This window comes from Pseudomonas sp. 50_B, assembly GCF_017491625.1.
Lineage (GTDB): Bacteria > Pseudomonadota > Gammaproteobacteria > Pseudomonadales > Pseudomonadaceae > Aquipseudomonas > Aquipseudomonas danubii.
The window spans coordinates 1-475 of sequence record NZ_JAFGYX010000119.1 but is presented as its reverse complement, the minus strand read 5'-3'; the positions used below and the strand labels follow the sequence as shown (position 1 = coordinate 475).

Genomic DNA, 475 nt, shown 5'->3' with positions numbered 1-475 from the left:
AAAATCAGCTTCTCGACGTTGGTGAAAATCGGTTTGTGCAGTTCCATCTTGGCCTTGGCGAACAGCACCACGCCGGGGGCATAGAGCAGCGCCGACAGCAGCAGGTACTTGACCCCGCCGGCGTACAGCAGCCAGATCGCGTAGAGCAGGGCGATGCCGCCGATGACCAGGTCCTTCTTGCGCTCGGCCAGGGCCTGTTCGTAGCTTTCGCCGCGCACCGCCAGCAGCACTGCGTAGGCCGCGGACCACAGGTAGGGCACCAGGATCATCGAGGTGGCGAGGTAGATCAGCGACAGGTAGGTGCTGGCCGAGAACAGAGTGATGACCAGGAAGATCTGCACCATGGCATTGGTCAGCCACAGGGCGTTGGCCGGTACATGGTTGGCGTTCTCCTTCTTCAGGAACGCTGGCATGGTCCGGTCCCGGGCGGTCGCGTAGAGAATCTCCGCGCACAGCAGGGCCCAGGACAACAGCG

The 475-nt window shown here is 62.5% G+C and carries 1 protein-coding gene; it reads right to left on the bottom strand.

What is annotated here, in order from left to right; genetic code table 11:
• A partial coding sequence (locus tag J5M73_RS31205; RefSeq protein WP_207816922.1) for an APC family permease occupies positions 1 to 475 on the bottom strand: 475 nt, incomplete at both ends.